We start from the raw sequence: 22,676 nt of genomic DNA on the forward strand, positions 1-22,676 counted from the left end.
GGGGACGGTTTCATCGGGGGCTCCTGGGGAGACGCGAACCCTCAGGATGGGAGCTGCCCGGACCCGCTACATCCCGTGCGCCCGGGGCAGGCGGAGCGTCCAGCGGCGGTCAGGGGCCGCGCCAGTAATCCGGCTGACAGGACCACGGGAGCTTCTGGGTGCGCCGGTCACAGTGGAAACCCTCGGCGCAGGGGTTGGGGCCATTCGGGTCACAGGCCTGGAGGCAGCGGTAGCCATCGCAGACCTGGCCTTCGCCGCACGTCGGGTTCGTGTCGGAGCAGCGCTGGATGCACTCCGCCCAGACCTTGCCGGGGAACTCCGAGTGCGAAATCACCTCGCATTTGCGGCCATCGGGACAGGGGGTGTCCAGGCAGTTTGGACCGTAGATGGATGCGCAGATGGATGTGCCCTCCGCGAACGGGATGCAGCGCTCTCCTTGGGGACAGCCGCGCTTCTCACAAGTGGGGAGACACGAGGCCTTCGGCTTCACGTCCGCGCAGAAGAAACCCTCCGAACACGTTCCGGGCTGGCCGGGGGTGCAGGCGCGAGCGCAGTAGCCATCCCTTCCCATGCACTCGAACTCCGCCGTGCATGCGGAGATCGCATCGAACGGAGTTTCCAGGCAGCGCTCTCCCTCCTGTCGAGGGCCGACGAGCGCGCAGAGCCTGACCAGTGCTCCTGCGCTGGGGACTGCCAGGGTTGTGCATCGTTGCCCTTCAGGGCACTGGCTGTCGGTCGTGCAGGCGCTGTCCGTGCAATAGCGCCGGAAGCGGATGTCGCGGTAACAGACGAGAGGGGCCTCACAGTCGGCCTGTTTCGAACAGGTGTGGTGGTAGGTCACCCGCCGCATCCGCTCATCGTAGGTCAGCATGGGGACCAGGCCCTCCGGCCCCGGCATGGGTGCGGCACTGGCTTCCCGTGCCTGCCGCAGGACGAAGAGGGCGGGGGCCAGGATCATGAGGCAAGCCATCAGGCTCACGGGAACGTGCCAGGGCCGCGTCATGGTCCACCACACCGATTGACGCACTCCTCGCTAGGCTCGGCGTCGTCGGGGCAGAGGCGCTTTAAAGCGTCCGTGTCACATCCTGAACCCGGCATCTGCTCCAACGCGTCCTTGTGCGCCGCCCGGTCCAGCTTGCCTCCCGGACGGTGCACGTCCGGGCACGCCGCCAGCCCGCCCAGGACGCACAGCCACAGCCCCACCGCATGTGCTCGGCCCATGACGGTCCAGGCTAGCCTTCGCCTGGAACCGTCAGGCATTGCCCCGGCGGGCAATGCATTGTCACGCGGACTGGAAGCGGGCCTCCGCCGGACGCGCGCCGCCCGTGCGCTTCACGCCGTGGTCGCCGTTCGCGGACAGGTGCTGAAGCAGCTTGAACACCGTCTCCACTTCCTCCGCCGCGCCGATGTCTTGCGCCAGCTGATCCGCCGAGCGCGCCTCCGCCTTCGCCGCCTTCAGCTTCGAGAGCAGCTTGCCCTGCAACTCCAGCACGCGGCCCGCGGCCTTCTTGCCCGCCTCCACGCCCGGCTGGTGATAGGCATTGATGTTCACGAGGCTCGCGTAGAGGCCCACCGCGCGCTCGTACAGGGCCACCAGCGCTCCCACCGTGCGCGCGCTCACGTCCGGCACGGTGAGCGTCATCGACTCGCGGCCCTTCTCGAACAGCGCCCGGCGCGTGCCCAGCAGGAACCCCAGCAGGTAGTCGCCGCTGGTGTTCTCACCCTCCACCGCCAGGGACTTGCCGTCCCGGTCCTTCAGCACCTCCACGAAGGTGACGAAGAAGTTGTTCACGCCCTCGCGCAGCTGCTGCACGTACGCGTGCTGGTCCGTGGAGCCCTTGTTGCCGTAGACGGCGATGCCCTGGTTCACCACCTGGCCGTCCAGCGACAGCTCCTTGCCCAAGGACTCCATCACCAGCTGCTGGAGGTACTTGGACATCAGCATCAGCCGGTCCTTGTACGGCAGGATGACCATGTCCTTCTGGCCCTTGCCGCCGCCCGCGTGGAACCACATCAGCGCGAGCAGCGCCGCCGGGTTCGCCGCCACGTCATGCACGCGCGTCGCCGCGTCCATGTCCTTCGCGCCCGCGAGGAAGCCGTCCACGTCCAGCCCCTGCAACCACGCCGGCAACAGCCCCACCGCCGACATCACCGACGTGCGCCCGCCAACCCAGTCCCACATGGGGAAGGTGCGCAGCCACTTGTGGCCCTTGGCGTAGGCGTCCAGCTCGCTGCCGTCGCCCGTCACCGCGACCGCGTGCGCGCCGAAGTCCAGGCCGCGCTGCTTCCAGGCGGCCTCCGCCTCCAGCATGCCGTTGCGCGTCTCCTTGGTGCCGCCGGACTTGCTGATGACCACGGCGAGCGTCTCCGCCAGTTGCTCGCCCAGGCCGTTGAGCACCCGGTCCATCCCGTCCGGGTCCGTGTTGTCCAGGAAGTGCACCTGCATCGCGTCCCGGCCGCTGCCCAGCGCGTCCGCCACCAGCTGCGGGCCCAGCGCCGAACCGCCGATGCCGACAATCAGCACCTGCGTGAACTTCGCCGCCCTGGCGGGCTTCACCTTGCCCGCGTGCACGTCCTTCGCGAACGCGGCCACCTGGGCCTGCATGTCCGTGATGGCCGTCTTCAGCCCGGCCTCCGGCGCCAGCTCCGGGGCGCGCAGCCAGTAGTGGCCCACGCGGCGCTTCTCATCCGGGTTCGCGATGGCGCCCTTCTCCAGCGCATCCATGGCCTGGAACGCCGCGTCCATGCGCGAGCGCATCCCGTCCAGGAAGTCCGCGCCGAAGTTCATGCGGGAGATGTCCAGCGTGAGCCCCACGGAAGGGACGACGCACAGGTGCCGCTGGTACCGCTCCCACAACTCGCGCTCCGTCATGACCCGACTCCCTTGCAAGGGGCGCCGACCTCATGCGCGGCGCCCGCCAGAACCGTCGCGGCGCACCGTAGCAAGGCCCGCACGGCGCGGACGCAACGATGTCGCGCCCCGCGTTGCCTGGACGTCGGTTCCCACCCCGGGCTGTCGTCCAGCCCGGGTGCGGGAGCCTCAGGGGGCCGGGTGCGCGGCCTCCACGGACGGCGGGGCGGCTTCCGGCCGCGGCGCCCCCTTCGGCTTCCACGCCGGGTTGCGGAAGATGTAGCCCAGCCGCTGGCTCAGCGGCCCCGGGCGGGCCGCGTCCCTCGCGATGGCGGCGAACTCGTGGAACGCGATGCGCACCGGGTTGTGCGTGGTGAGGTTCTTCGTCAGCCCGTAGATGGGGCGCTCGGTCTCCGGGACGAACGTGCCGAAGAGGCGGTCCCAGATGATGAGGATGCCCGCGTAGTTCACGTCGATGTAGGCCGTGTTGGACGCGTGGTGCGCGCGGTGGTGGGACGGCGTGTTGAACAGCCACTCCACCGGGCGCGGCAGCCGGTCAATGGCCTCCGTGTGGATCCAGTACTGGTACAGCAGGCTGATGGCCTGCTGCGTGACGATCATCTCCGGGGAGAAGCCCAGCAGCGCCAGCGGCGCCCAGAACACCCAGCCCGTCATCGGCGTCCACGTCTGCCGCAGCGCCGTGGACAGGTTGTAGTGCTGGCTGGAGTGGTGCACCACGTGCGACGCCCAGAAGAGGCGGCTCTCGTGGTGGACGCGGTGGAAGGCGTAGTAGCAGAGGTCTTCCAGGAAGAAGAGCAGCACCCACGCCACCAGCCCGTGGCCCAGGCGCAGCGGCGTCAGGTGGTAGAGCGCCGCGTAGCCCGCGAACGCCACGCCCTTCCAGAACACGCTCACGGCCACGTTGCCCAGGCCCATGGAGATGCTGGCGAACGTGTCCTTCCACGTGTGGCCCTTGAGGGTGTCGCCGCGCTCCTGCCGCAGCTTCCTCACCCAGAGGGCCTCGGCGATGACGGTGATGACGAACACCGGAATGGCCGGGGTGATGAGGTCGGGGATGTGCGTCATGTCCATGGCTGCTGACCTCCTGCGAATCAATCCTTGGGTGCGAACGCGACGCGCATGAAGCGCGCCAGCGTGTCCAGCATGCGGCGGTGCGCCGGGTCTTCCGGGCGGGCCGCGCCACCCACCGCCGCGCCCTGCACCGCGTCCAGCGCCAGCTCCACCACGTCGTCGAAGTCCGGGTGCGTGGCGGCCACGTCCGGGAACAGCTCGCGCGCCACGCGGTGCAGGTTCTGGCGGTGCGGGCCGTCCACCGCCGCCAGCGCCTTCTGCAGCTCCGGCACGGTGCGCGCAGCGACATACAGCTCGATGGCGGCCTGCAATTCCGGCCGCTGGTAGGCGGCCCACAACATGTCCACCGCCGCCCCCACCCGGTCCTTGCCGGACGGACGCGCGCCCACGCCCGCGAGGAAGTCCTGGATGATGCGGGGGAAGAGGTGCTCCACCGCCACCGCGAGCAGCTCCTCCTTCGTTTCGAAGTGCGTGAAGAGCGCCCCCTGCGACACCCCCGCCCGCTTCGCCACCTCCACCGTCGTCAGCCGCGCGTAGCCCTGCTCCACCAGCGCCTCGATGGTGGCGTCCAGCAGCTTGCGGCGCGTCGTCTCACGGCGCTCCGCCTGCGTGCGGCGCGCCGGGACCGCGGCCTTCGCCGGAGCCTTCTTGGGGGCGGACTTCGGGGACATGCGGGGAGGATAACCGGTCACTTAAAAAGTGACCAGTCACTTTGTTGATGCGGTGCGTAACCCGTTAGCTGCTCCCGCGGCGGCGGCCTTCACAGGCCTGCCTGTGGGACAGCCGGACAGACGGGCGTCTGTCTTTACCTCCGCATAGCTGGCAGGGATTGGAGCGGATAGGACTTCGAGGCGTCAGGCCCGCCAACCGGACAGGCAGGGAGACAGGCGCTCCCGTGCTTCGGAGCCATTTCTCCTCTGGAATGTGGTCAAGGGTCGCCCCCTGGAGAAGGAGCGGGGCGCGGCTCGGCTGCTAGTGATCCGTTCGGGACTGAGCGAAAATCCCAGGGAAATAGCCCAAGCCCTTGCACTGGTTGTCCGCCCGCCCCGATATGACCATTACCGCTCTTCTCGTCGGCTCCCTCCTGGCTTCGGCCCCGGTTGTCCCTCCCTCCGCCAACAAGGCGGTCGCGAACCTGCCTGAGGTAGGCGTGCCGTTCGCGTGTGGTCGCATCTACACGGTGAGCCAGGGACATGAGACTGGCAGCCACCAGCACAACGACACGTTCGCGTGGGACTTCCGGATGCCGGAAGGCACGCCCATCGTGGCGTCGCACGACGGTGTCGTGCGCATGGCGCGTGGCGACAGCCGTCAGGGCGGATGCGGCGAGCAGTTCGCGCCGCTGGCCAACTACGTCGTCATCTCGCACGGCGACGGGCTGGAGACGCAGTACCTGCACTTCAGCGCCGTGGTGGTGAAGGCCGGTGAGCGCGTGAAGGAGGGCCAGCTCATCGGCTTCTCCGGCGCGACGGGCTGGGCGTGCGGCGCGCACCTGCACTTCAAGGTCGCCAAGGAGCAGGGCGCCGGGTGGAACAACCCCTCCGTGCCCGCGCGCATCGCGGGCTTCGGTGATCCGGTGCGTGAGACGCTGGTGTCGGCGCCGCTGTGCAAGGACTCCGCGCAGCCGATGATGGCCTCCAACGGCGGCGTCCACCTGCCCGGCCAGGCCGTGATGTCCATGTCACCCGACAGCGCGAATCCGCTCCAGGATGCGTCGCGCGGCCTGCCGCCCGGTGCCAAGGCCATCATCGACGGCCTCTCCCAGCCTCCCGCCCAGGGCGGCGAGGGCCTCGACAAAACGCCCCCGGCCCGCGCGCCCCGCATGGCGAGCGGCTCCGACGAGACTCGCTGACGCGAGCAGCGCTCCGGCGCCCGCGAGCAGCCCGAAGAAGGCCCCCGCGTTGAGGAAGTACTCCAACGGCAACAGGGGGCCTTCCACGTAGCCGCGCACGACGCGGTACCCCACGTGCCCCAGCAGTGCGAGCAGGGGCAGGTTGATGAGCGGCAACACCAGCCACCGGGCCGTGCGCCACCAGCGGGCCACGGCCTCCGCGACGGCGGTGGAGGCCGTGTAGCGCCAGGCGCCCGCCCGGGCCACGCGCAGCTCCGCCAGCATCGCCTCCACGTCCGGCACGCCCAGGACCTCCGCCTCCAGGCCCTGGGTGCGCGCCACGCTGCGCGCCTCCGCCAGGGCGGTGCGCGCGGCGGACTCCGCCAGGAAGTCATCCTCGAAGGGCTCCACCACGGCGACCTCCGCGGCCCGGGCACGGGTGCGGTCCCTGACGGCATCCACCACGGTGGAGGCCGCCGCGACGGCGAGCCCCGCGGGCAGACTCCGGCGGGCCACCAGCGCGCCAGCGCCCATGCCGGACGCGCCCCACAATGACAGCCGCAGTCCCCACGCGGCGGGACCCCAGAAGCGGCCCGCGGCCTGCCGGCGCACCTCCGACGCCAGGTGCCCGTGGGCCAGGGCCAGCCGCGCGTCGAAGTCCCCCCGGAGCGCCTCCGCCGCGCGAGCGAGGCCCGCGTCCAGCGCGGTGCGCGTCTTCGCGAGCAGTGCGTCCGTGTCGTTGAGGGCGGTCTGCACCGTGGAGGCGAACTCCTCCAGCGCGCCCAGCGCGTTGGTGTGGCGCACGCGCGCGGCGACGGCCTGGGTGGCCAGCCCGCGCAGGTGGAAGAGGAGCGGGCCGAACTCGCCGGACACGTCCTGGCCGTCCTTCGCGGCGCGCGCGCTGATGGCGAAGACGGGGACGTCCTCCGCGGCCAGGCCGTAGTGCTGGGTGGCCACGCGGCGGACCTGGGACTTCAGCGCGTCGCGTGAGTCGGCGGACAGCTCGTCCGCGAAGTTGAGGATGAAGACGAGCGCGCGGCGGCGGGCGAACTCGGTGAGGAAGTCCACCTGGGTGGCCTCCGCGACGCTGCCCCGGTGCATGACGACGAGCGCCACGTCCGCCTTGTCCAGCGCCGCGCGCGCGACGTCCCGGTGCGCCGTGGCCACGCTGTTCAGGTCCGGCGTGTCGATGAAGACCTGACCGCTCCACAGTCCCTGCGGGCCGGGCGTGTAGCGCACGACGCGCGCGCCGGTGCGGGCCAGCTCGTCCGTGGGCGTGCCCTCCGGCGCGAAGAGGGTGGAGACGGTGCTGGTGGGGCGGTCCACGCCCTCACGGGAGAGTGACTGGCCGGAGAGGGCGTTGAGCAGGGTGGACTTGCCCGCGCCGGTGGCGCCCACGAGCGCGACGACGAGCGGCGCGTCCTTCCGGGCCACGCCCCGCGCGTAGTCCTCCAGCAGCCGCTCCAGGCGCGGGCCATGCGGCTGGAGCGCGGGCAGCGACAGGGCGTCGGTGAGCAGCGGGCGGAGGGCTTCGGGGTCGGGAAGGCGGGTGTCGTCCACGGAAGGGCCAGCGTGGCGTGACGGACGCGCCCTGGCTACGAAGATGCGCGGCGACGGTGCGCCAGCGTGCATTCCCCCGTGGTTCGTGTTCACCGGCCCCTCCCTGGACGGTGGGGGATGACCTGCTGCTACGGTCCGGGGCGCATGCGCTTCCGTGACATTCGTGGGTGGTGTCTGTCTTTGCTGGGAGTGTCGCCGTTCCTGTTCGCGACCCTGGCCGTCGCCGCGGAAGCTCCGCCGCAGGGCGTGGTCCTCGACGCCGAGCCGCGGACCTTCGCGGAGGCGAAGGCGCTTCCTTCCCAGCTCACCGGGTCCGCTGCCTGTGACCTGGGGCTGGGCAAGACCCCCGGCATCACCGTCACCCAGACCGTGGAGGTGACGCAGGCCATCCCGGACTTCTGCCGGCCCGCCGAGGCGGTCATCCGACAGAAGCTGTCCCTGCCAGACGGCTCGCGCGTCGAGCGCGAGTTTCGCATCGTGGATGACGCTCCTGGCACCCAGCTGCCACCGCCTCCCCCGCGCCCCCGCATCCGCGTCCGCTGCCAGGCGCGGCGGCTGGAGCTGGCCGTGGAAGGTGTGCCCGAGTCCCCCCTGCTGACACTGGAGCCCATTGGGATCGGCGCCACCTCCGGCTCGGTGAAGTTCCGGGTGTCCCGGGACAGCGAAGCCCGCTTCCTGCCCCTGCTGGTCCGGGACGACGCCGGGGCCCGCGGGGCGCTGGAGGAATGGGACTTCCTGGTGGGCAAGGGCGTGCCCTCCCGCATGTCCGTTCGCGAGGCGAACATGCTGGAGGCGGACAGCGTCGCGGGGCTGGCCGCCGCGCTCGAGCGCGCCCGGAAACGCGCCGCCCTGGCTCCGGACCTGGAGGGAGACCGGCCGCCGCTGAAGGCAGGCGCTCCCGAAACCATCGGCGAGGTCCGGCCGTCCAAAGGGAACTCGAACGAGGACTCGGACCTGTTCTGGCGCCAGGGACGGTTGTGCATGGTGCGGCAGGACACCGGCAAGCGGATGCGCTGCTACGACCCGGTGACGCGGCGCTGGGGCAAGACCGTCCCCGTGGACCGCGGCAGCCTGGCCACCGGGAGCACTCGCGTGGGCGCTTGCGGCGTTCGCCTGGGGACCCGCGACGTCCGGCTTCCCCAGCACCTCGAGCCCGAACTGCGCCTGTCTCCCCGGGCCGTCCTGCTCTGGTACGGGCCGGACCAGGGGGCCCGCGTCCTGGAGGTCCCCGAAGGAAACGGCCCACCGCGCCTGCGCGAGCCGGAAGCGGAGGAACTGAAGAAGCCGATGCTCGCGTCCGCGGGCTCCCGGCTCTTTGGCGAAGGCCGGTTCATCCTGGACGAGAGTCACAAGCTGTTCTGCTCCGTGCAGAGGCCCCTGGGGTGCTGGTCCCTCCAGTGGGACGGTTCGCCTGACGATGAGGGCGCCCACCCGCTGTCGGAGGCCCGCGTGTCCCCGGACGGCCGGTGGGTCGCCTACATGCGCGGTCCACCCTCGAGCAAGGTGGACACGGATGAGCCGCTGGGTCTGGTCGTGCGCTCCCTGGAGCTGGGCCCGTACGTCGCGCCCCGCGAGCCCGTTTCGACGGAGCCGCGCCTCGTGCGGACGGACGTCGTGATGGAGAAGCCGGCCTGGGCGGGACCCGCGCTGAAGTGGGACGACGAAGAGCGCCTCTTCCGCGCGCGGATCGCCTGCGACCTGGGCCAGGATCCACGCATCCCCTTCGAGCTGGAGACGCGGCGCACCGTCTCGCCATACAACCGCCCCGCGGACGCCTGCGACAGCGACCGGGTGAGGCTGCGTCAGGAATTGACCGTCACCGAGGACCTGAAGTTCGCTCGCTCCACCTCCGCCGTCACCGGGGACAGCCGGTCCGCCATGGGCGATGTGAAGGTGCGCTGTCAGGCGGGCCGCCTGTCGCTGTGGGTCGAGGGCGTGCCCGGCTTCCCTGCGTTGACGCTGGCCGCGAACATGGGGGCGTTCGGCGCGGTGCGCTGGAGCCTGGCGCCGGAGACCGAAACCCGGCTCCAGGCGCTGCTCGCCCGCGACGACGCGCCCGCCATCGAGGCCCTGGACGCCTTCGCGCGGCTGGTGAAGCTGAACGACGACGCGCGCGAGATGGCGTGGGTGAAGCCCAAGGAGGACAGCCGCATCTCCCGCATGGGTTGTCTCTCCACGGCGCTGGAGGCCATCTCCGCCCGGAAGGCGCTCGCGGAGGGGTTCCACCCGGAGCGGCAGGTCTCGCTGAAGACCGACGGCGCGTGCGCCGAGCGCTACGGCATGCGCGCCCTCCAGCAGCGGCTCCAGGCCGCCACGCTTCCGCTTCCGCTGCGCGTCGGGGCGGTGAAGGGCAGGGCGGAGGTCATCAGCCAGGTGCAGTCCGTTCCCCGCATCCCCCCGGAGCGCCAGCCCCAGCTGTACTGGAGGGACGGCGCCCTGTGCATGGACCCCGAGGCCGGCCAGGTGCGCTGCTACGACCCGGCGGCGCGCAAGTGGGGGACCGCGGTCGACAGACAGGAGCGCCCGTTCCCGCGAGAGGACCTGCTCGTGAAGTCGCAGTATCAAACACGCTGCTATCCGGTGGGAGGCCGCACCTTTCCCTTCTCGGATGCGATGCGGGACATCCTGCCGCTGTCGCCGCGGGCCTCGCTCATCGCGGACACCTCGCGCGGCGACCTGGCCCCGGAGTTCAAGGTCTACGAGGCCCCCGAGGACGCGGGCCCCGTGCGCACGCGTGCACCCACCGTGGAGGAGCTGGCGCTCGCGGCGCGGGCCGGCGGAGGCTCCGCCTCCCTGGGGGAGGGCCGGTTCCTGCTGCACGCCCCGAAGGACGAACGCTCACCGTGGCTGTGCACGGCGGTGCGCCCGTGGACGTGCTGGAAGCTGCCCCTGGAGTCCGAGGACTACGGCGTGCGCGCCCCCATGGCGTCGCCCGATGGCCGCTGGCTGTCCTACGTGCGGATCCCCTGGGGCAAACCCGAGGACCCGAAGAAATACTCCAAGGAACTTGTGCTGCTGCCGCTGACGCCCATCCCTTGAGCCTCAGCTCGCGACGGCCTCGGCGGCCTGTGGGAGCTGGGCCGCGTCCCCCACGGTCTTCCAGAGCCAGGCGTTCACGTCGAAGCGCGGGTCGCCCAGCTGGCGCCCCAGGTCGATGCCGTCCCAGGCCAGGTGTTGATCCGCCGGAGGACCCATGTCGCTGAGCGTGCCCATCAGCGTGTTCAGCTGCTCTTCGGGGAAGCTCTCGTTGGAGGCGCCGAACATCGCGTAGAAGGCCAGGTGGTGGGTCGGGTCCTCGTCGGGGCGGCTCGCGCGAAAGCCGGTGGGTGGAAGCGGGTGCGGGTGGTTGACGTTCCAGCGCTGGTCCCGCTCCGACGTCAGGCCATTCAGGCCGGAGTCCGTGCCCGCGAACAGCAGGCCCAGGTCGCGTCCGGCCTCCGCGCCATGGATGCGGGTGGTGGGGCCGTCGCCGGTGGTGAGCAGCCACCGGACGCGCTGGGCCGCGCGGGAGAACAGCTCCAGGGCGAGCCGCCCCTCCCGGCGCTCCTCCTCGGCCCGCTCCCGGAGGAAGTCGCGCCGCAGGTGGGCGTGCTGCCGGAAGAACTCGCGCACCGCCGCCACCCTGCGCGCCGCGACGGCGGTCAGCCAGTGTCCCCGGGCGTCCAGGAAGGCCACGGCCTCCGCCTGGAGGGCATTGTCGGAAAGCGGCGGCGGAGGGGCTGGACGGTGCGCCATGGGCGTTCTCCGGGGTAAGGGGCCCCCGGAATGTCGGAACGCTTCACCATGCCGGGAGTGGGGACTCCCCCACGCTTGTCTGCCATTGCGCATCGCGGACGCCGACCGTGCTCCGGTGCGCAGTGACCCGGGCCGCCCGGGGTGTCAGGTGGCATCCCCTGATGTGGTCCGCGTTACTTCCCCCTTCGTGAGAATAAGGGGCGGCGCAGGCGTAACCCCCATGTGCGAGCGCGGCCTTCGCCGCTGGCTCCTTCCTGGGTGACATCCATGACGCGATCCCTGTCTTGCCTGCCGCACCTCCTTCCCTTCGCGGTGGCCTCCGTGCTGGTGGCCTGCGGCGGAGAGGAGCAGGACCCGGGGGATGGCCCCGGCGACGACCCCTCCACCAGCGGCTGTGTCCGGACCATCTCCAACGCACAGACCTCCACGACGGCCTGGGCGCCGGGGGAGGAGCGGTGCTCCTACGAGGTGACGGGCGTCGTGGAGGTGCGCGGGGCGCTCACCATCGCCCCCGGCACGGTGGTCCGCTTCGGTCCCGACGCGGGCCTGCTCGTCACCGCGACAGGCTCCCTCAACGCGGTGGGCACCGAGGCCGCGCCCATCACCTTCACGGGGAGGACGCCCACGCCGGGCTTCTGGAGGGGGCTCGCGTTCAAGTCCAACACCCCCGAGAACGCGCTGGAGCACGTGGTCATCTCCTACGCGGGCAGCGAGCAGTCCTTCTGCTGTGACTTCTTCTACGGACCGGGCGGCAGGCTGGAGGCCCGGGCGTCCGTGGTGGTGGGGTCCAACCAGGGCGGCACCAGTCAGGTGCGGATCGCGCACACGACGGTGGAGAAGAGCGGCACGCAGGGCCTGTTCGCCTTCAACAAGGCGCGGCTGCCTGGCTTCTCGCGGAACCTCTTCCGGGGCAACCTGGGCGCGCCCGCCATCGTGAGCCTGTCCATCGCGGGCGCGCTGGATGGCGCGAGCATCTACTCCGGGAACAGCCCCACCCAGCCGGAGGCCAACGGCGACAACGTCGTCCACCTGATTGCGGCGCCGGAAGCGGACACCGCCACGGCGCAGACGCTGCGCAAGCTGGACGTGCCCTATGGCGTCTCCACCGGCCTTCCGGACACGACCGTGGAGTACGCGGGGGAGCTCACCCTGGAGCCGGGCGTGCGCCTCCAGTTCGAGGCGGAGTCCGGGCTCCGCATCACGGAGACGGGCTCCCTGGTGGCGCGGGGGACGGCGGAGGCGCCCATCGTGTTCACGGGCAGGACGGAGACGCCGGGGTACTGGAAGGGCATCTCCATCCTTTCCATGGACCCGGACAACGTCCTCGCCCACGCGCGGGTGAGCCACGGCGGCTCGGACCCCTTCTGCTGTGACTACTTCACGAGCACGGGCGACATCCGGGCCAGCATCTCCGTGGGAAGCGGCACGGGGCGGGGCCGGCTGCAGTTGTCCGACTCGCTCGTGTCGCAGGGCGCCGGCTGGGGCGTCTTCGTCTTCAAGAACGCCACCTTCACCCAGAGCGCCAACACCTACGACGGCAACACCGGGACCGTGGGCTACGAGGCGCCGCCCTTCGCGCCCTGATGCGACGCCGCCGGGTGGAGGCGCGGTGGCCCCCACCCGGCGTCTGGGTTTGAAGCCGGCTTCCCGCCTTACAGCGAGTTGACGAACTTCAGGAGCGCGTTGCGGTCCGCGGCGCTGAGGTTCACGAAGGCCTGCTTGGCGGCCTCGCCCTCGCCGCCGTGCCAGAGGATGGCCTCGGTGACGCTGCGCGCGCGGCCGTCGTGCAGGTACGCCTCACCGCCGGACACGCCCGCCGTCAGGCCGATGCCCCAGAGCGGAGCGGTGCGCCACTCGGCGCCGGAGGCCTGGCCTTCCGGCAGGTTGTCCGCCAGGCCCGCGCCCATGTCGTGCAGGAGCAGGTCCGTGTACGGGCGGATGGTCTGGCTGCGGAACTCGTTCATCGCGCTGTACTGGCTGGTGGTCAGCGTGGGCGCGTGGCACTTCGCGCAGCCCGCGTTGGTGAACACCGTCTCACCCTGGGCCGCCGTCGCGTCCGAGTGGTCGCGGCGAGCCGGGACGCCCAGGAGGGCGATGTAGCGGGTCATCCGGTCCAGTTCGCTGTCGCCCAGCTCCGTGCTGGAGCCCGCGCAGCCCTGCTGCGACGAGCCGCAGTCCTGCGTCTTGAACACGTTGGTCGTCACGCCCATGTCGCTGTTGAGCGCCTCGGCCACCTGGTGCTTCACGCGCGCCGTGCCGGCCTTCCAGCCGAAGCGGCCCATGCGGGTGACGCCCGTCTCCGGGTCCTTCACCGTCTGCATGCGGCCGGAGATGCCGTCGCCGTTCGCGTCGTTCGGATCCGCCAGCCCCGCCACCTGCGACTCCGGCACCGCCTCCAGCAGGCCCAGGCCCACCAGCTGCGGCGTGATGCGCGGCGAGAAGTTCGTCGGCGTCACGTTGAGGAAGCTGTAGTTGGGCTTGCGCAGGCTGTACGCCGTGCCGCCGGGCAGCGTGCCGCTGGCCGTCGTCGTCCAGCTGGAGATGCGCACGTCCGCCTCCGGCGTGCCGCTGACCGCGCGCGGCTGCAGGCGGAAGCCCAGCGCCGGGTCCACCGTCACGGTGCCGCCGTTCACCTTGCCCACCTTCACCACGTAGTTGTCCAGCGTGGTGTTCGTGGCGGGCGGCAGGCCGCGGCCGTTCTGCTTGTGGCAGGAGATGCAGGACACGTTGACGTAGTTGTTGCCCAGCTTGTTCGCGTGCGCGCTGAAGACCGGGTTGTCCGGCTCGGAGTGGCTGCCGTCGCGGAAGTTCGTGTGGTGCAGGCGGCGGCCCTCGACGAAGGGCTGCGCGTTCACCGGCGCCAGGTTGGTGGCCATCTGCAGGAAGCGGTTGTCGGGCTCGTTGGAGAACGGCGTGTGCAGCGTGGTCATGCCGCCCGACAGCGCCTTCTGCGGCAGCGGGAAGGAGTCACGGAGGCTGCCCTGGCCCTCGAACGGGACGACGCCGCCCTGGCCCACCATGTAGAGCATGCCCGTGGAGTAGTAGTTGAAGCGGCCTTCCACCGGCGCCTGGAGGAACACGCCAATCTCCAGCTCCATCCGGTCACCCACGCGGATGGCGCGGCCTTCCTTGGCGTTGAAGTTCACCGACGACGTGTACTTGTAGTCGTTCACCTTCACGAAGTCCGCGTTGTGGAAGTACTCGGCCACCGTGTTGAGGCCGCGGAAGAACGCGCGGAAGTCCGGCGAGTCGTACGGATAAATCGTGTACAGGTTCACCGTGATGACGCTGCCGCCCTTGGCGACCTCGTCCACGATCTCGATCCAGTGGGTGCGCTTCTCGAAGTACAGCTTCAGGTAGTGGTCGTACGCCTGGTACATGTCCTCGCGCATGTGGCGGTCGCGAACGCGGTCGCCCACGCGGGTGATGATGGCCGTGGAGGTGTTCTCCACCGTGGCCGGCTCCAGCGCGGTGGCGCTGGTGAACAGCGGCACCACGGGGCCCGCGTCGCCGTTGGGCGGAGGTCCCGCGTCCACGCCCGTGCCCGCGTCCGGGGTGCCGGTGCCCGCGTCCGTGCCGCCGCCGGTGCCGGTATGCGTGTAGCGCGTCCAGGCCGTGTCACGCGCACAGGCGCAGGACACGTCCCAGTACGTGAAGTTGTAGTCGATGTAGTTGCCAGCGGAGAGGCCGGTGACCGCGAACTGGTTGCGGCCGCCCGTCACCGTCATGCGGATGTTGAGCTGCTGGCCGTTGTTGAGCTTGTAGTGGATGTCCGCCCAGTCCGTCGTGTCGACGTAGAAGACGGCGGAGGAGCCAGACGGCGTAACGCCATACGTGGCGGCTTCTGCGGAGGGAACCGCCAGACAACTGACGGCCAGGAATGCGAGTGCGATTCCCGTGAGTCTGCTTCGGCTCATGGTTGCGAACTCCATGTGGGGGTGATTGGGGCGTGGGACGGCGAGTGCTGCGAAGGGGACTTCGTAGCTTGTCCGAAGAAAGTCGGAACGGCCGGAAGCCGCAAGGTGGGAGGCCGGAGAATTCGACTTAGACCTGATAACTGATAAATAAGTGAAATTGATGTCATTCCTGATGCGCCGCGTTGTCAGGGATTGACGCGACGTGTTGCGGAAGGGGTCTGAAGGGGCCCTGCCCAGAGGGGCGGCGGGGGATGGGGCGGCGCGGCGTGGCCCGGTAGACTCCGGGTCATGCGCTTCCAGCCACCGTGGGGTGGAGCCTTCCGGCTCGACACCTTCTTCCACCGCACCCCGGACGCCCTCCCCGAGGAGACGACGGCCTCCATCCGCTCGGCCATCCTGGGCTCGCCGCTCCTGGGAGAGTCGAACCTGTCGGGGCAGTTCTCCGGCACCTACGGCTTCTCGCTGACGTTCCGCCGGGACGCGCTGCCGGACGTCACCCGGCGCTTTCCGGCCTTCGCGCCGTACCTGGCGAAGACGCTCCTGCCGGAGTGCAACGCCTTCCTGCTCAACCCGCTGCTGGTGGGGCAGGGCCGGAGCGTCGCGGCGCACATCGACCGGAGTCTTGAGTTCTACGGCCCGAGTATCGGCTGCCCGGTGGCGGTGAGCGTGCTGTATGTCCAGGTTCCGAAGGAACTCCGGGGCGGCGCGCTGCGGCTGTACCACCGGGGCGGTCAGGTGGCGGAGCTCAAGCCCCAGGAGAACGCGCTGGTGATGTTCCGGGGCGACCTGCTGCATGAGGTGGAGGCCATCACCTCCGGCGGGCAGGCGCCGGAGGACTCGCGGATCAGCTTGGTGGTGGAGCAGTACCGCGCGCCGGAGGAGCTGCTGGCGAACGTGCCCCGCTTCGAGCTGCGCACGCGCTCGGGGGTCCGGGCGTGAGCGAGCTCAAGCTGGAGTGGAAGCTGCCCGCGCCGCCGGACGCGGTGTTCCCCGCCTTCGCGCAGCCCGCGCTCATCCGCCGTTGGTTCGGCGCGCCGCCGGGCTGCCACCGCACGCACGCGCCGGATCCAGGCGCGCTGGGCCAGCCCTACCGGGTGGGCTTGAGGGACGCGGCGGGGCGGGTGTTCTCGCAGGTGGGCTGCATCGTGGAGGTGGACCCGGGGCGGTTCCTGGCGCTGGAGATGGACTGGGAGGGCGGGCCGGTGCCGCCGGGGCGCACCCGCGCGGAGCTGACCTTCCATGCGGGCGAAGGGGGCACGCGGCTGGAGCTGCGCCAGGGGCCGTTCGCGGACGACGCGGCCCGGGACGCGCACCTCGCCTACTGGGAGGCGTGCCTGGGGCGGCTGGAGCGCGTGGTGGCGGGGGAGGCGGTGCCGTGCTTCGAGGAGTTCTGGGAGGAGTCGCGCGGCTACGTGGGGCCGCTGGCGGTGGCCGCGTACGCGGTGCTGGCGGGGCTGCGCGAGGCGGGTGCGGCGAAGGAGGCGGTGGCCCAGGTGGAGGACCTGCTCTACACGCACCTGCCGCGGCTGCGCGAGGACACCGCGGACGTGCTGGGCGCGGTGCTCCAGTCGCGGGTGGAGGGCGGCGCCAGCTGACCGCTCACGGCGGGGTGCAGGGGGCCGCGGCGTCGTTGCCGCTGATGGTGCGCTGCGCGGGGGGCCCCGTGTACACGCGGTCCGCCAGCCGCCCGGCCAGGCACTCGGGCAGCGCGAGGTTGTTCTGCACGGTGAAGGAGGACGCCACCCGCGTGAGGCCCTCCAGGCCCAGCGCCTGGAGGTTCGGGTTGCTCGTCACCGCCAGCCCGTCGATTTCGCGCAGCCCGCTCAGAGAGGCCAGCGTCTGGAGCTGGCCGTTCTGGTGGACCGAGAGGGATTTCAGCAGGACCAGCCCGCGCAGGCCTCCCAGGTCGGTGAGCACCGCGTTGCGGGTCACGTCCAGGTAGTCGAGCGAGGTGAGGCCGGGCAGGTACTCCACCGTGTGAAGCGAGCCGTTGCCGGTGATGAGCAGCGACGTGGTCACCCGGAGCATCGGGTGCATGCCGCTCACGGACTCCAGCGAGGCGTTGTCACGGATGTCCAGGACGTCCACCCGGAGCAGCTGCGGGAAGCCCACCGACTTGATGCCGGTGTGCTCCGCCACGGAGATGCTCTGTGCGTACTGGAGGTTGTCCAGGGCCGCGCGCGGTCCCAGCGCGGGCAGGTCGATGAGGAGCAGGCTCTCCACGCTCCTGACCGCGGAGAGGCCCGCGAGGGATTCCAGTGACGCGTCGTGGGCCAGCGAGACGTACCCGGCGGACCTGAGCTCGGGGAAGGACAGGGACCTCAACGCGGGGTTCTCCTGCACGGAGAGGCCTTCGTGGAGGTGGGTGACGCCGGGGAGGGACAGGGCCTCCACCCGGGCGTTGTTGACCACGCTCACCTTCCTGCGGGGAGCCAGCGTGCCCAGGCCGTCGAGCGAGGCGAGCAGCGGGTTGCCCGTGACGATGAGGTCCTCGTCCACGAAGACCGGCGAAGCGGCGCTCGCGCCCAGGGAGGCCGTCTCCAGCAGGGGGTTGTAGATCAGCTCCACGCTCCGGGCGAACCTCAAGCCGGGGAGCGTGACGTGGGCCAGCGCGGCGTTGTTCTCGATGCGCAGCGCACCCAGGACGACGGCCAGCTCCGGCAGGGCCAGGTCCGTCAGGGTCTCGCTGGTGACGACGAGGTTGCCCTCCACGCGCGTGACGCCCTGGAGGGCGGCGAGGTCCGCCGCGCTGGCCACCACGTAGTCGCCGTCATGGACGCGCGAGGCCTGACAGACGGCGAGCGTGACGAGGTCTTCCGTGTCCGGGGTGCGCTGCCCGTCGCCATCCAGGTCGACGTAGGCGTCCACCTTCGTTCCGGGCCGGCCACAGCGGCCGTCAGCCGGCTCGGGCTGGACCGCGTAGCGGATCCGCGTGCTGTCCGCGTTGCAGAAGGCGTGGGAGGCCTGGACCTCCGCGTCGTCCAGCGCGCCGTTGCCGTTCGCGTCCGCCCCGGCCTCCAGCACGGTCGCGGTGGCGTAGCACACCGGGGTCGCGTTCACCGGCCGCACGCGCGCGAGGACGGACGCGGAACGGGCGGGGGCCTTGTCGCAGACGTACTCGGTGCGGGTGACCTCGCTGTCCGCCAGCGTGCCGTCCCCGTCCAGGTCCAGCCCCGTCTGCAGGGCGCTTCCTCCGGCCTCGCACGCGGCGCCCGGCGCCTCCTCGACGATGCGGGAGAGCGCCGGGGCCCGCGGGGTGACCCCGGTCAGGTCGAGCGGTGCGCACCCTCCCGCGACGAAGGAGAGCACCAGCCACGTACCTCGATTCCACCACCGCATGCGTGCCGCCTCGCCTGTCCGCCGGAACACCGCGAGGATACCGGGCCCGCACCCCTCCGGACGAGGAGAAGAGCCCGGCCGCCAGGGCCGGTCCGTTCAGGAGGCGAGGGCCTTCGGCGGGGCGTGGGTCTCCTCGGGCTCGACGTGGGACTCCGCGTCCTTCGCGTGCGCGATGCGCTCGTCCAGCTCCGCGGTGAGGTGCTCGAAGACCTCCTTGTTGAGCGTGCCCTGCTGGTAGGCGCTGAAGAGGGCGTCCTTCTCCACGATGAGGACGCGGCGGATGGCCTCCTGCTTCTCCTCGTCATGGAAGCGGTTGGACTGCTGCTTGAGCGTGGTGAGATGCTGCTCCACCGCCTGCGCCTTCTGCTGGTAGTCGCGCTCCAGGGGCTCCAGCACGTCCACCGGAATCTCCCGGCCGCGGCGCATGGTCTCCAGCGACGCGAGCGCCGCGTGGATGGCGCCCAGCTTGCCCCGGGCCAGCTCGTACTGCTCCTGGTAGACGTCCTTGACGCCGGTGATGCCCAGCGCCTTGAGCACCGGCGCCATGGTGAGCCCCTGGACGATGATGGACAGCACCACCACGCCGAACGTCATGTTCACCAGCAGCTCGCGGTGGGCGAAGTCCTCAGGAAGACCCAGCACCAGCACCATGGACACCGCGCCGCGCAGGCCGCTCCAGGTGAGCACCGCGCTCCACTTCCACGGCAGCTTCTCCGGCGTGAAGCGCAGCAGGCCGGACACGCCATAGACGACCACCGCGCGGCCCAGCAGCACCGCCCCGTACGCCAGCAGGATGGGCAGCCACGACGCGAGCAGTGACGACAGCTGCACCTCCAGGCCGATGAGCAGGAACACCACCGAGTTGAGCGCGAACGCCAGGTACTCCCAGAAGCTCTCCACCGCGATGCGCACCGAGGGGCCCATGCCCTCCTGGGCCGCCCAGTTGCCGCACACCATGCCGGCCACCACCACCGCGATGACGCCCGAGTAGTGGAAGTGCTCCGCCACCACGAAGGACCCGTACGCGGCGATGACCGTGCAGGTGATCTCCACCATGGCGTCCTCCACGCGCAGGATGACCTTGCCCACCACGAAGCCCACCGCCGCGCCGATGACGGCGCCCATGCCGGCGACCTTGATGAAGTCCATCACCGCGCTGCCCACGGTGAACGCCTGGCCTCCGGCCACGCCCACCACCAGCGTGAAGAGCACCACGGAGGTGCCGTCGTTGAGCAGGCTTTCGCCCTCCACCAGGATGGCCAGCCGCTTGGGCGCGCCCAGCGCCTTGAACAGGCCCACCACCGCGATGGGGTCCGTGGACACGATGAGCGACGCGAACACCATCGCGTGGATGAGGCCGAAGCCCTCCATCAGCTTCATCCCCCGCATGGCCGGCGACAGGAACAGCGCCGTGAGCGCCATGGACGCCACCACGCCCGGGATGGCCATGGAGGTGATGGCCAGCTTGTTCTTCATGAACTTGCGGAAGTCCACGTGGAACGCCGCCTCGAACAGCAGGCCCGGCAGGATGACCGCGAACAGCAGCTCCTTCGTCAGGTGCGGCGGCTCAAAGGCATGCACGATGCCCAGGCCCAGGCCCGCCAGCACCAACGCCACCGTGTACGGAAACTTGAAGTAGCGCGCCGCGATCGCCACCGCCGTCGCGATGGAGAAGAGCAGCACGAAGGCCAACTCGAAGTGCATGAATCCCAGCCCCGTTTGTGCTCAAAAAAGAGGGGAAGGATGCCATGCGCGCGGGGCGGTGGGGCACCCCCCGCGGGTGAAAAAACAGGAGGGGGCGAGCTGGCGCTCTCCACGGCCTTCCCATGCACTGTGGGGCGGTGGACGGCCGGACTTCAGGCGAGCGGGTGGGGCGGACGGGATGCGTTGTGACCCCCCGGGCTGGCGGCTAGAAGCGGGGGATGGACCTCTTCCTCATGTCTCCCCCGGGCCGGGGCTGGGCGCTGCGAGGCCGCTCCAACTTCCGCAGCCGTGAGGCCGCTCCCGCGGATGCGCGCGGCGCGCGGCGGGAGTGGCTGACGCTGGCCCGGCACATCGAGTCGCGAGGGGGCACGGTGGTGGCGCTGCCCTCGCCGTCGGACGCGCTGACGGGCATGCCCTACGCGGCCGAGTGCGGCCAGGTGGTGGCGCGCGAAGGCCAGGCCCCGCTGTTCCTCCTGCCCCGGATGATGAGCGCGCACCGGTTCGCGGAGCGCGACCACTGGACGCCGCTGGCCCGGCGCATGGGGCTGGAGGTCGTGGACCCGGGCGTGGGCATCTGGGAGGCGCACGGCGACGTGGCGGCGTTCGACGGCGTGACGCTGCTGTTCTGGGGCGGGCGCACCACGCTCGACGGCCTGGAGGCGGCGCAGAAGTCCTTCCCCGGCGAGGTGCTGCGCGTGCAGGTGCGCGAGCCCGCGTTCCACGGGAACATGGCGGTGCTGCCCCTGCCGGCGGTGGACCGGCTGGTGGTGTGTCCGGACGTGATGGCGCCGGAGTCGGTGGCGCTCCTGGAGCAGCGCTTCGGCGCGGACCGGCTGGTGCGGGTGACGGAGGCGGACATCCGCCGCTACGCGACGAACGGCCTGCCCCTGGGCAAGGACCTGCTCGCGCCCACGGTGATGCCCCCTCACATCGTCGAGACCTTCGAGCGCCTGGGTATGCGCGTGGTGCCCATGCCGATGCCGGAGCTGACGGAGAAGGGCGGCGGTTCGTCGCGCTGCCTCGTGTCGCGCGCGTCGGTGGATGCCTCGCGCGTTTCAATTCCTCCGGAGTACCGGCTGGACGTCGTGGCGAAGGACCTCGAAGCCGATGGCGGGTGAGCTCGCGCCGTTGGCCCAGGCGTTCTTCGCCGCGACCCCGGAGCTGTCATTGCAGGCGCTGGGCTCCGGCGTGCACGTCCCGTCGCTGGACCTGGCACCGCATGGCATCCCGGTGACGCACCTGCTGGCGGAGCACAACGCGGAGCTCGCGCGGCAATACCTCACGCTCAACCAGCTGGCGTTCGGCGGCATCGGCGTGCCGCGTTGGGTGCTGTCGGACCTGTACCTGCTGCCGGGGGCTATCGGGCTCTTGCGCTGTCCCGCGCGGCTGTTGAAGGCGCCCGCGCGCGAGCGGCTGCTGCTGGCGGACGAGGAGTTGGCCATCGGCGCGGCCTGCTACGTGGCGCCGTCGCTGACGCCGGGGCTGTTCGTGGGCGTGTCGCTCTTCAGCTTCCTGCCGGGCCGGGGCGCGTCCGCGTGGGTGAAGCTGCTCACGCTGGGCATGGTGCGCGCGAAGCGGCTGCGCGGCATCACCCAGTGGGACAACCCCGCCGTGCGAGTGCACTCGCGGCTGGGGCCCATGCGGCTGGTGGGGCGCGTTCCCGGCGGACACGACTACGACGAGCGCACCTTCGTCTACGAGACGGACCTCTCCGACGAGGCCCGCGTGGCCCGGGCGATGCTCCGGGGAGAGGGGGCGGCTTCCACCGCCGCCACCCGCGTCCCCGTCACCGACCTGCTGGTGCTGGGGGCGCTGCTGGACCGCGCGGAGGCGGGGGCACGGCTGGAGCTGGTGCCTCCCGGCCAGGACGACGGCCACGTGCTGGTGCGCGAGCTCCCCCCGGGCTGAAGGCGCTCAGGGCGGGGGCGCGTGCGGGAACTCGTCGTCCTGTTCCAGGGCCTTGCGCAGGGCGCTGGCGCCGTCCGTGAGGATGGGCGCGCCGTGCGCGAAGCAGACGGTCTGGAGGGGCAGGTGGTCCAGGATGCGCTGGATGCTGGAGCGCGTGCGCAGCGGTTCGTCCTGGTACTCGCCGGGGACGAACGTGGGCGTGCCCCGGCCCTCATGGGTCAGCAGGTCGGAGATGAAGACCACCGCGTGCGGGCTCTTCTGGAGCCAGAGCGTGTACATGGCCTCCGTGGGCCCCGGCGTCTGGAAGGTGCTGAGGCCGCCCGGCAGCGTGGTGCCGTTCACGTATTCGAAGTCCGGCTTCTCCTCCAGACCCTGCGCGCCCTCCGGCGCCCAGACGGGCACGCCAAACGCCTTGCGCAGGCGCCACGCGGAGCGCTGGTGGTTGCCCGCGGTGAGCACGATGGCGTCGATGTCGCCCAGCTTGCGCAGGACCTTCTCGTCGATGGGCAGCGGGTCGATGAGGGTGACGGTGCCGTCTTCATCCACCACCGCGTAGGCGTCACTGCGGCCACCGCCGACCCGGTCGTCGGAGACGGTCCAGTGGTGCACGCCGGGGACGATCTCCACCGTCTTCTTCGCCTGGGCCTTGGGCTCGCTCATGCGGAGAAAGCTAGGCACCTGCCCTTGAATCCAAGGGGGTGTGCTCCGCTGCCTGCCTGCCCCTCCAGCGGGCCCTCCC

Annotated in this window: 16 protein-coding genes and 1 pseudogene; 7 read left to right on the forward strand and 10 right to left on the reverse strand. The window is 70.9% G+C overall.

Annotation, left to right across the window (positions count from 1 at the left end; all coding sequences use genetic code 11):
* Positions 1–109 precede the first annotated feature (109 nt).
* From D7W81_RS43615 to D7W81_RS25055, 4 genes are all read right to left on the reverse strand, one after another.
* Entirely contained in the window at positions 110–334 is a 225-nt protein-coding gene (locus D7W81_RS43615) for a hypothetical protein (RefSeq protein WP_244227411.1), read from the reverse strand.
* 948 nt (positions 335–1,282) lie between these two features.
* Positions 1,283–2,872: a glucose-6-phosphate isomerase gene (locus tag D7W81_RS25045; RefSeq protein WP_120557916.1), complete on the reverse strand. Its 1,590-nt coding sequence runs from the start codon at positions 2,870–2,872 to the stop codon at positions 1,283–1,285.
* Between the two features lie 168 nt (positions 2,873–3,040).
* Positions 3,041–3,943, reverse strand: a complete 903-nt coding sequence (locus tag D7W81_RS25050; protein WP_120557917.1) for a sterol desaturase family protein — start codon at positions 3,941–3,943, stop codon at positions 3,041–3,043.
* A 20-nt stretch (positions 3,944–3,963) separates the two neighbouring features.
* The gene (locus D7W81_RS25055) at positions 3,964–4,614 is read right to left on the reverse strand and encodes a TetR/AcrR family transcriptional regulator (protein WP_120557918.1); all 651 of its coding nucleotides are present in this window, start codon (positions 4,612–4,614) and stop codon (positions 3,964–3,966) included.
* Positions 4,615–5,234: 620 nt separating this feature from the next.
* Here D7W81_RS25055 and D7W81_RS44615 point away from each other — a divergent pair.
* Positions 5,235–5,402 (forward strand): annotated as a pseudogene (locus D7W81_RS44615) (M23 family metallopeptidase); the annotation flags it as partial.
* 222 nt (positions 5,403–5,624) lie between these two features.
* Here D7W81_RS44615 and D7W81_RS25065 read toward each other — a convergent pair.
* Positions 5,625–7,334, reverse strand: coding sequence for a GTPase (locus D7W81_RS25065; protein WP_120557919.1), 1,710 nt, complete (start codon positions 7,332–7,334; stop codon positions 5,625–5,627).
* A gap of 180 nt (positions 7,335–7,514) precedes the next feature.
* Between D7W81_RS25065 and D7W81_RS25070 the strand changes: the two genes are divergently transcribed.
* Positions 7,515–10,373, forward strand: coding sequence for a hypothetical protein (locus tag D7W81_RS25070; RefSeq protein ID WP_147445612.1), 2,859 nt, complete (start codon positions 7,515–7,517; stop codon positions 10,371–10,373).
* Between the two features lie 3 nt (positions 10,374–10,376).
* On the opposite strand, the gene D7W81_RS25075 is transcribed toward D7W81_RS25070, so the two are convergent.
* Positions 10,377–11,069 (reverse strand): hypothetical protein, encoded by a 693-nt coding sequence (locus tag D7W81_RS25075; RefSeq protein WP_120557921.1) that lies wholly within the window; start codon positions 11,067–11,069, stop codon positions 10,377–10,379.
* 267 nt (positions 11,070–11,336) lie between these two features.
* Here D7W81_RS25075 and D7W81_RS25080 point away from each other — a divergent pair, with 267 nt between their 5' ends.
* Entirely contained in the window at positions 11,337–12,653 is a 1,317-nt protein-coding gene (locus tag D7W81_RS25080) for a hypothetical protein (RefSeq protein WP_120557922.1), read from the forward strand.
* Positions 12,654–12,721: 68 nt separating this feature from the next.
* Here the strand turns inward: D7W81_RS25080 and D7W81_RS25085 are convergent, their stop codons facing one another.
* Positions 12,722–14,986 carry a di-heme oxidoreductase family protein gene (locus tag D7W81_RS25085; protein WP_208721452.1) on the reverse strand — a complete coding sequence of 755 codons (2,265 nt, stop codon included), beginning with the start codon at positions 14,984–14,986 and terminating at the stop codon, positions 12,722–12,724.
* A 288-nt stretch (positions 14,987–15,274) separates the two neighbouring features.
* Here D7W81_RS25085 and D7W81_RS25090 point away from each other — a divergent pair, with 288 nt between their 5' ends.
* On the forward strand, positions 15,275–15,925 hold the full coding sequence (locus tag D7W81_RS25090; protein ID WP_120557924.1) for a 2OG-Fe(II) oxygenase: 651 nt from the start codon (positions 15,275–15,277) through the stop codon (positions 15,923–15,925).
* A complete protein-coding gene (locus tag D7W81_RS44190) occupies positions 15,922–16,581 on the forward strand; it encodes an SRPBCC family protein (protein ID WP_120557925.1) in 660 nt (219 codons plus the stop codon). Before D7W81_RS25090 ends, D7W81_RS44190 begins: the two co-directional genes overlap by 4 nt.
* 4 nt (positions 16,582–16,585) lie before the next feature.
* Here the strand turns inward: D7W81_RS44190 and D7W81_RS25100 are convergent, their stop codons facing one another.
* Positions 16,586–18,325: a DUF7151 family protein gene (locus D7W81_RS25100; protein ID WP_147445613.1), complete on the reverse strand. Its 1,740-nt coding sequence runs from the start codon at positions 18,323–18,325 to the stop codon at positions 16,586–16,588.
* A gap of 96 nt (positions 18,326–18,421) precedes the next feature.
* A complete protein-coding gene (locus tag D7W81_RS25105; protein ID WP_120557927.1) occupies positions 18,422–20,029 on the reverse strand; it encodes a cation:proton antiporter in 1,608 nt (535 codons plus the stop codon).
* A gap of 218 nt (positions 20,030–20,247) precedes the next feature.
* Between D7W81_RS25105 and D7W81_RS25110 the strand changes: the two genes are divergently transcribed.
* Both D7W81_RS25110 and D7W81_RS25115 read left to right on the forward strand, forming a co-directional pair.
* On the forward strand, positions 20,248–21,147 hold the full coding sequence (locus D7W81_RS25110) for a dimethylarginine dimethylaminohydrolase family protein (RefSeq protein WP_120557928.1): 900 nt from the start codon (positions 20,248–20,250) through the stop codon (positions 21,145–21,147).
* Complete coding sequence (locus tag D7W81_RS25115; RefSeq protein WP_120557929.1) at positions 21,137–21,937, forward strand: hypothetical protein; 801 nt, start codon at positions 21,137–21,139, stop codon at positions 21,935–21,937. Before D7W81_RS25110 ends, D7W81_RS25115 begins: the two co-directional genes overlap by 11 nt.
* Before the next feature lie 6 nt (positions 21,938–21,943).
* On the opposite strand, the gene D7W81_RS25120 is transcribed toward D7W81_RS25115, so the two are convergent.
* A complete protein-coding gene (locus tag D7W81_RS25120; RefSeq protein WP_244227412.1) occupies positions 21,944–22,597 on the reverse strand; it encodes an MBL fold metallo-hydrolase in 654 nt (217 codons plus the stop codon).
* Positions 22,598–22,676 lie beyond the last annotated feature (79 nt).

It is taken from the genome of Corallococcus aberystwythensis (assembly GCF_003612165.1).
GTDB classification, from domain to species: Bacteria; Myxococcota; Myxococcia; order Myxococcales; family Myxococcaceae; genus Corallococcus; species Corallococcus aberystwythensis.

Excerpts from the sequence above, each read along its gene's own strand:
- D7W81_RS25100 (WP_147445613.1), bottom strand. The coding sequence starts at position 18,325 with ATGCGGTGGTGGAATCGAGGTACGTGGCTGGTGCTCTCCTTCGTCGCG.
- D7W81_RS25080 (WP_120557922.1), top strand. The coding sequence starts at position 11,337 with ATGACGCGATCCCTGTCTTGCCTGCCGCACCTCCTTCCCTTCGCGGTG.
- D7W81_RS25055 (WP_120557918.1), bottom strand. The coding sequence starts at position 4,614 with ATGTCCCCGAAGTCCGCCCCCAAGAAGGCTCCGGCGAAGGCCGCGGTC.
- D7W81_RS25090 (WP_120557924.1), top strand. The coding sequence starts at position 15,275 with ATGCGCTTCCAGCCACCGTGGGGTGGAGCCTTCCGGCTCGACACCTTC.
- D7W81_RS25085 (WP_208721452.1), bottom strand. The coding sequence starts at position 14,986 with ATGAGCCGAAGCAGACTCACGGGAATCGCACTCGCATTCCTGGCCGTC.
- D7W81_RS25075 (WP_120557921.1), bottom strand. The coding sequence starts at position 11,069 with ATGGCGCACCGTCCAGCCCCTCCGCCGCCGCTTTCCGACAATGCCCTC.
- D7W81_RS25050 (WP_120557917.1), bottom strand. The coding sequence starts at position 3,943 with ATGGACATGACGCACATCCCCGACCTCATCACCCCGGCCATTCCGGTG.
- D7W81_RS25105 (WP_120557927.1), bottom strand. The coding sequence starts at position 20,029 with ATGCACTTCGAGTTGGCCTTCGTGCTGCTCTTCTCCATCGCGACGGCG.
- D7W81_RS25115 (WP_120557929.1), top strand. The coding sequence starts at position 21,137 with ATGGCGGGTGAGCTCGCGCCGTTGGCCCAGGCGTTCTTCGCCGCGACC.
- D7W81_RS25045 (WP_120557916.1), bottom strand. The coding sequence starts at position 2,872 with ATGACGGAGCGCGAGTTGTGGGAGCGGTACCAGCGGCACCTGTGCGTC.
- D7W81_RS25120 (WP_244227412.1), bottom strand. The coding sequence starts at position 22,597 with ATGAGCGAGCCCAAGGCCCAGGCGAAGAAGACGGTGGAGATCGTCCCC.
- D7W81_RS25110 (WP_120557928.1), top strand. The coding sequence starts at position 20,248 with ATGGACCTCTTCCTCATGTCTCCCCCGGGCCGGGGCTGGGCGCTGCGA.